General features: G+C 66.7%; 5 protein-coding genes and 2 pseudogenes. 5 read left to right on the top strand and 2 right to left on the bottom strand.

Going from position 1 to position 7,682, the window contains the following annotated elements; all coding sequences use genetic code 11:
• The 5 genes and pseudogenes from IE145_RS33675 to IE145_RS34120 all read left to right on the top strand — a co-directional run.
• Window positions 1-529: helix-turn-helix domain-containing protein (locus tag IE145_RS33675; RefSeq protein WP_229826018.1), on the top strand; the 529-nt coding region annotated here is incomplete at its 5' end.
• A gap of 93 nt (window positions 530-622) precedes the next feature.
• Window positions 623-766: a hypothetical protein gene (locus IE145_RS32855; protein ID WP_189529082.1), complete on the top strand. Its 144-nt coding sequence runs from the start codon at window positions 623-625 to the stop codon at window positions 764-766.
• Between the two features lie 422 nt (window positions 767-1,188).
• Window positions 1,189-1,598, top strand: a pseudogene (locus IE145_RS32860) (transposase); the annotation flags it as partial.
• 173 nt (window positions 1,599-1,771) lie between these two features.
• Window positions 1,772-2,782 (top strand): DUF6262 family protein, encoded by a 1,011-nt coding sequence (locus IE145_RS33680; protein ID WP_229826019.1) that lies wholly within the window; start codon window positions 1,772-1,774, stop codon window positions 2,780-2,782.
• A gap of 253 nt (window positions 2,783-3,035) precedes the next feature.
• Window positions 3,036-4,102: pseudogene (locus tag IE145_RS34120) on the top strand (IS630 family transposase).
• A gap of 40 nt (window positions 4,103-4,142) precedes the next feature.
• Here IE145_RS34120 and IE145_RS32880 read toward each other — a convergent pair.
• Window positions 4,143-4,589 carry a hypothetical protein gene (locus IE145_RS32880; protein ID WP_229826020.1) on the bottom strand — a complete coding sequence of 149 codons (447 nt, stop codon included), beginning with the start codon at window positions 4,587-4,589 and terminating at the stop codon, window positions 4,143-4,145.
• A gap of 41 nt (window positions 4,590-4,630) precedes the next feature.
• On the bottom strand, window positions 4,631-7,682 hold a 3,052-nt coding region (locus IE145_RS32885; protein ID WP_189529079.1), incomplete at its 5' end, for a nucleic acid/nucleotide deaminase domain-containing protein.

Consider the following 7,682-nt stretch of genomic DNA (forward strand, 5'->3'; position numbering starts at 1 on the left):
GCCGCTCAACGATCCTCGCCACAGGCCACAGCCTATCGGGCCAATTGAGATGACTTCTAAGGGCGTTGCGAGCACACGGATGCTCGATGCGGCGCGGCAATCTAGCAGCGAATCCCGGGGCAGCCAAGCCGCCGATTCCCACGACTATGGCCACGTCCCGCCCGGCTCTTGGGAGCAGCACGGCGCGGGCGCCATGAACCTTCGAGATCCGGCTGGACCCGAACGCGACCTGGTACAGCGATCGACCTCGAACCAACCTCAAGGAGCCATTGTGCCTGTGGGACCGCAGCCACACCCCGACGAAAGCCGCACCGACATCGGCCGATCGCGCAGGCACCAGTCTGTCGAGCCTGTCCTCATAGACACTGCCGAAGTCGCCACAATGCTCAGCATGTCCACGAGCTGGGTCTACAGGGAGGCGTCAAAACTGGGCTTGAAGGGCTACAAACTCGGCCGAGGCAGGAACGCCAAGGTGCTGTACAAAAGGGCCGAGATCTTCAAATGGCTGGAGCAGCAGAAGATCCATTAACGTCTTCGTTTTACTCAGCGCTCGCCAGCACCCCTCCAATGATCTCCACGCCAGACATTTTCCGCGCACATGCATCGGAGTCGACTTACGCGTATGAAAGTTCACCTCACCCGGGGAGGAGGCGACCAAGCCTGCGGGGAGGACCCCACTACTTTGGTTAAGACGCCCGTGCCCATGCACGTGAAGTACAAGGAGACGGCGCGCGGCGGGCTCGCGGTGAACATCATCGAGTGCTGAGGGCGTGGGCCCTGACCAGCGCGTTTATATCTTTCCGCGCTGTCAGGGCCTTCCCTGCTTGCACGGCGGAAAGTCCCTGGATCGGCCCTGGGACAGACGCGAAAGTCCCTGAAAAGTCCCTGGGATATCCCTGCGCAAGCGGCCTTCCGGGGCCCGGGACCAGGGCCCCAATCCCTCGAAGGGACCGGCGAAGCCACCGTTCGGCATAACGTTCCAGGCCCTCTCCTCCGCTCCACGTAGCGGGGGAGACGAACGCGGGACGTATGACGTGATCGGTTAGAGAGGATGCCCACCAGCTCGCGAGCAATGCTCAAGACCTGTGGATCGGTGTCGGGGACGCGCGAAGGGCGTACCTTCCCGAATGATCCTGTGATGGTCATCGAGTAGGCCGACGTTGGCTCGTCGGTCGGGAAGGCACGCCCGTGCTCACGGTAGTCAATGCTGACGGTTCCTTGATCGACGAGATCGTCCGCGAGGGCGCCCGGCGGATGCTGGCCGCCGCGCTGGAAGCGGAAGTCAACAGCTACATAGCCGAGTTGGCTGATCAACGGGACGGCGATGGTCGCCGCATGGTCGTGCGCAACGGCTACAACCAGCCCAGGTCCGTCACCACGGCCGCCGGGACGGTCGAGGTCAGGGCCCCGCGGGTGAACGACAAGCGCATCGACGAGGCGACCGGGGAGCGCAAGCGGTTCTCCTCGGCGATTCTGCCGCCCTGGTGCCGCAAGTCCCCGAAGATCAGCGAGGTGCTGCCCCTGCTCTACCTGCACGGCCTGTCCTCCGGTGACTTCGTGCCCGCGCTGGAACAGTTCTCGGCTCCTCGGCCGGCCTCGGTCTCCTCGACGACGCCCTCGCCCTGGACCTGCGCAAGCCCCAGGACTACTTCCATCGCGTGTGGTCCACCGCCTTCCGCGCCGCCGACCTCGCCGACGCGGGCAGCGACGAGACGGACGAGTACAGCGATATGTGCACAGCCGACGGCGACGGCCCCGAACAGGAAGCTGCATGAACACCGCCACCGTTCCCGGACCCCGCACCGCGGCGGCCCTGGCCTCCCGCCGCCGCAAGACCGAAGCCGCCCTTGAGCGCGTCCACCAGGCCATCGCACGGCTCCGACGCGAGAAAGCCCAGGTCAGTGTCGCCGCTGTCGCCCGCCGAGCGGACGTCTCGCGCACCTTCCTCTACGACAACGCCGAGGCCAGGGCCGCAGTCGCCGCATCGATGGCCGAGGCCGGCGAACGCCGGACCCAGATGCTCGCCGACCGGGACGACGAACGCGAGGCGACCTGGCGCGAACGCGCCCTGAACGCCGAGGACGCCCTCAAGGCCGCCCACACCGAGATCCTCGCCCAGCGCACCCGGACCAACAAGAAGAACGCCGCCTCCCGCCGCGCCGCTCTGGAGCGGGCCACGGCCGCGGAGGCGGACGCGCGCCGGCTGCACAACACCCGGGCGGGGGCGAAGTGGCAGGCCCAGCTCATGACCCGCAGGGGTGTGCGGCAGGCGGTGGAGCACATGGCCGGCGAACACGGCATCACCTCCACGGGGGGCCTGAGCATCACCGACCGCCGGTGGGCCGGCGGCACACCGCTGATCGGCGTGGACGGCGTCCTGGTCGCCGTTCTCGCCCCGGAGTCGGCTCTGGTCAACGGGGAGGCGTTCCGGCTGCTGGCCGGGATGCTACTGCTGTTCTTGACCGTCAAGGACCAGCAGCGGTTCGACCGCAACACCCGGCGCCGCAGGAAGGTCCCCATCGACGGCTGGCGGATGGCGTACATCGAGACCCCGGCCCCGAAGCCCGCAGAGAAGGCCGCTCCCAAGGCGGCAGTCCCGCGCTGTCAGCGCGCGGGCGGTCCCTGCACGTGCCCGGAGCCGGACCTGTCCGTGACGATCTCCGGCCGTCCCCACTCCTCCGAACCCGCTGACTGCATGACTCCGGCCGCCGCCCTCTATACCGCCTTGTGCAGCACGTGCGGCGGCCCGTACGACAAGCCGTGGCGCCGCCGCACGGCCTGACCTTCCCCTTCCGGGGCGAGTGCGACCTTGTTTCGGTCGAAACGAGGTCGCACCACTGCGGTTCGGTGGAAGCAAGGTTGAGGGTCGGCACGTACATCACAGACATGCCGTACTTGCCTGAACGCCCCGGAGATATCTGTCAGGCACGGGCAACGGGAGCTACTTGCCTGACTTGCCTTCTCTGAACTACTGAGGTTGAACTCGTGGAGTCGCAGGGGCTGACGGCTCCTCGCCGGTGCGGTATCACCGGGGCATGCGGTATCCACAAGGGGCGGGCTGACCGCCGAACGGCAGCGGTTCCGCGAGGAGTTACGGCTGAAGGCCGCCGAGAGGTTCGCCCAAGGCGAGGCGAGCTCGGTGATCGCCAGGGACCTGCGGGTCAGCGTCCGCTCGGTGCAGCGGTGGCGGCGGACGTGGGATGAGGGTGGTCCGCGGGCTCTGCGGTCACAGGGTCCGGCATCGTTGCCGAGGCTGAGCGAGAAGCAGTTCGCGCAGTTGTGAGGTGGAGCTGGCCAAGGGGCCGGCCGCTCACGGCTGGGAGGACCAGCGCTGGACCCTGAGCCGGGTGAAGACGGTGATCGGTCGGCGCTTCCACCTGACCTACACGGTCCAGGGCGTGCGCAAGCTCCTGGTGCGCAACGGCTGGTCCTGTCAGGTCCCGGCCCGCCGCGCCATCGAGCGGGACGACGAGGCGGTGGCCGGTTGGGTCAAGGAGGTGTGGCCCTGCGCGGAAGACTCGCGGCGGTGAGTGGAGCCTGGCTCGTCTTCGAGGACGAAGCCGGATTCTCCATGACGCCGCCGCAAGCGAAGACCTGGTCACAGCGCGGCCGGACCCCGGTGGTGCGGGTCCGCGGCCGTTCCCGCAGGCGGATATCGATCGCCGCGCTGACCTGCTACAAACCCGGCCACCGGTCCCGGCTGATCTACCGGCCGCGCCGGGACGACGACCGACGCGACGGACGTAAGAGCTTCTCCTGGCGCGACTACCGGGACCTGCTGATCGCAGCTCACCAGCAGCTCGGCGGCCCGATCGTCCTGGTCTGGGACAACCTCAACGTCCACAAGGCCGCCGGCCTGCGGGATTTCGCCGCCTCCCGGGACTGGCTGACGATCTACTACCTGCCGCCCTACGCACCCGACCTCAACCCCGTCGAAGGGATCTGATCCCTCCTACGACGCGGCAGGCTCTCCAACGTCGCCTTCTCCACCCCCGAACACCTCGTCCAGCGCATCCGACACGGCCTACGCCACATCCAGTACCGCAGCCACCTCATAGACGGCTGCCTCGCCGAGACCGGCCTGACCATCAGACCCACCTGAGCAACCCAGCGACATCACGAGTTCAACCTCAGTAGCTCGATCAGGGGTTGACGCGGATGAGATAGGGGTTCATGTCGTCATCGGCGTCCACGGCATCGAAACCGGCGGACCCAAGAATCGCGATCAAGGTTGCACGCATTCGCTCTACAACAAAGCTGAAATGCCTGAAGATCGGTGAATCAATACCACCTTCCAGGGCGTTCTTTGCCGCGCTTTCATTCAGGGATGAACTTGCATTCCATTGGACGAAAACACCTCCCCTGGAGTCACTGGCCGGATCAACCGAGACCATAGCACCCTGAAGTTCAGTTTCCTGATCCACGTTTCGTTGCACGACAAAACCGGCTGATGCCAACGCCTCGGCCACCTTTGCGGCTCGTTCGTTCCGTTCGGCGATCTCCGCCTCGCTTGCTCTCATAGTTTCGAACATCAAAGCTCCGTTGGTGTCATTGTGAAGGGTGAGTGGGCGGCCCAGCAGGCCGCCCACTCACCTCTAGTATGTGTGATGCCACCTGATCAAACTGGTGGCTATGGGCGTCCCTGCTTCTGGATCATGTCGGCCAGCAGTCCCTCGAATGCACGATTCATGGTGCCGTTCGATCCCCACTGAACCGACCACGTGATTTCCGTCCCTTCTTTGAGAAGGTTCTCCAGATTGGGTCCGCATACGGGACACGGCTGCCGTTCGGTATAGAGAGCACTGATCTGCTTCGGCGAGAACTCTTTCACCGCCAGCTGCTCAAGAATATGATCCTCGGCGTGAAATCCTCCACCCTTACTGAAACCGACCACGAGATCTCCGGTTTCCGCGTCATTCCAACCGGGAACTTTTGCGACGGCCACATTTCTGCCGGCCCATACGCCGAAACCTGCTTCGATCCTCGATCGGTAAGCCATGTTGGAGAGTTCGGTGCTGTTGTACGCGATCAATCCGTCACAGGAGTATTCGGGAACCGGAGTTCCGATAGTTCCCATCGGGGCAATGGAGACAGCACGCGAATTTATACCGTGGGCTGCCCGCGAAACCTTCCGGCAAGAGGCGTAGACCTTTTCCGCCATCTTCCCGGCAATTCCGGTCAGAGCCTCGTCGGAAAGCTTGAGGACGGCTAGGGCCTTCCATGCGTCGAGAAAACCGATGCCGGTCCTGGCAGCGCCGTCCACAGCACGGATAGCATCAGCGATGGGGCGGAGGATCTTGCCGGCGAACAGAGACGCAACATCCACCATGGCCCATGCGCAGCCGCCCCAGCTTCCGTTCTCGCCGCCGGGGGTGAGTTTCTGTGCGCAGCGGATCCAGCTGCCGAAGAGGATGTCTACGGGGTCGACGCCCTGCTGGTACTCCGCGATCGTGATGGTGTGGGTGACCTTGTTTTTCAGGGTGTCGGTTTTGGTCTCGCCCAGGTACAGCGTGTCGTTCGAGAAGCACGTGTTGTCGAACACTTCAACGGCGCACAGGTACAGGTCGAGTTCGGCTTTGTAGCTCATCTCCTGGGTCATGGTGCAGTCGCCCTTGTAGGCGATCTGGTCCCAGAAGCCGTCGCAGCCGTCGGTCTTGTTAAGGACCTTTGGCTTGCCGACCTGGTCGATCTTGTTGATGACGTAAAAGAGGCCGCCGATGGATGCACCGGCTGTGTCCGGGACGGTGCCGGTTTCGATCTGGCTGGCGTTGCCCGCGTTCTCGGTCTGCTTTGCCGCTTCTTGGGCGGACTCGGCGTGTTTCTGGGCGTCCTTGGCGGCTTCCTCGGCTGCTGTGGCGGCGGCGTCGGCCCGCTCGGCGGCTGCTCTGGCCTGATCGGCGGACTCGTTCGCCCGGGTGGCCGCTGCGCGGGCGGCGTCGGCGTCCAGGGCGGCGGCGTCCGCGGAGGTACGGGCTGATTGCGCGTGGCCCTCTGCGCGGCCGGCGGCCTTGTCTGCGGCTGCTGCGTCGGCGGTGGCCTGGGACTGGTATCCGATGGTGCGTGCCAGGGACTGCTGCGCTTTCGCGGCTGCGATGGCCGCGCCGGCCGCGTAGTCGAGTGCCTCCTTGGAGTAGCTGCGGGCGTCCGCGGAGTGCTTGGCGGCGTTCGCAGCGTGCTGGTAGGCGGCCTTGGCGTCACCCTGCGCCTGATTGGCGATGTTCTGGGCGGCTGCGGCTTCCTGTGCTGCGTTGAGGGCGTGCGCGTTCGCGACGGCCTTCTGCTGTTCGGCGATGGTCTTCGCCGCCTGGCCGGACAGGACCACGAGGGACGCGGCGGAGTCCTTGGTGACGTAGGGCGAGCCGAGCTGAATGGCGTCGTTCGCGGGAGCCGCTACCTGCGCCGCCGCCTTCCCGGCGTCCACCGCCGCCTGAGCGGTGACGTAGGCGAATCCGGCTGCCTTGGCCGCTGCGGCGGTGGCCTTGTTGGCCTCGGTCTTGGCCGCGTCGGCCTGAGTCTTGGCCGTCTTCGCCTTCGTCTCGGCCTCGTTGGCCATCTTCACCGACAGGGCGGCATCGGCTGAGGCTCGCTCGGAGGCGTCAATGGCGTCCGCGGCGGCGCTGGTCGCGGTACTGACCGCGGCGTCCGCCCGCAGCTTCGCCGCCTTCGCCCCGTCTGCGGCGGCCCGGGAGCTCTTCGCCGCCGCCTCCGCACGGGTCGCCGCGGCGTCCGCGTCGGCCGCGGCCTTCGTGGCCGCGTCGGCGGCGGTTTCAGCCCGGCCTGCTGCTGCCTCGGCGTCGTCCGCGTGCCGGTCGGCCTCATTGGCCGCCGCCCGCGCGGCGTCCGCCGCATCGCCCGCGTCCAGGGATTCGGCGTAGGCGTCCTTCGCGTCCGCCTTGGCCCGGGCCGCTTGCGCCTTCTGCTGCGCGTCCCAGGCGTCGTCGCGCAATTCCTCGGCCCGGTCGCGGGCGGTTTCGGCGTCCTTCTTCCTGGCCACCGCAGTGGCCTCCGACGCCTCGGCCTTGCCCTTGGCAGTCTCGGCCTTGGCCGCTTCGGCATCCGCCGTCCTGCGGTGCTGTGCCGCTTCGGCCTTCTTGAGGTCGGCGGTTTCCTTCTCCTTCTTCGCCGTGGCCTCGTCGGCCTCGGCCGTCAGCCGCTTGGCATGCGCATCGGCCGCCGCCGCCTTGGCGTCCGCCTCCGCAGCCAGGGAAGCGGTGAGCTTGGCCTCGGCCAGCTCCTTTTCCTTCTTGGCATTGTCACGGTGCGCCTTGGCCGCGTCCGCCGCCGCCTTGGCCTGCAGTTCGGCCCGGTAGGCCGCCTGCTTACGGAATTCCGCCTTGGACTGCGCGGCCTGCGCCAGCGCCCGCTGAGCGATCGTCTCACTGTCCGCCGCAGCCGCCCGGGTGGCCGCCTCAGCGGTCTCGCCCGCCTTCGATAGTGCCGTGACAGCAGCAGCCGCACCCTGGGTGACCTGAGCCTTCTGCTGGCCCACCAGCAGACCACGGCCCCTCGGCGCCCCGTTGGCGTCCGCAATGGCATACGCCGCCTGCTCGGCGGTGACGCTCGCGCTCTGAGCGGCTGTCGCCGCCGTCACCTGACGCTTCAGCTCAGCCAGCTCGGCCTTAGTAGCTGTTGTCGTACCGAACCTGAGGGCGGCGTTTTCGCTGGTCAGGCATAGGTTGGGT

The organism is Streptomyces sindenensis, assembly GCF_014649035.1.
GTDB lineage: Bacteria > Actinomycetota > Actinomycetes > Streptomycetales > Streptomycetaceae > Streptomyces > Streptomyces sindenensis.

What these genes read in the sequence shown, in the direction of transcription:
- IE145_RS32855 (WP_189529082.1), top strand. Translation starts at nt 623, where the DNA reads ATGAAAGTTCACCTCACCCGGGGAGGAGGCGACCAAGCCTGCGGGGAG.
- IE145_RS33680 (WP_229826019.1), top strand. Translation starts at nt 1,772, where the DNA reads ATGAACACCGCCACCGTTCCCGGACCCCGCACCGCGGCGGCCCTGGCC.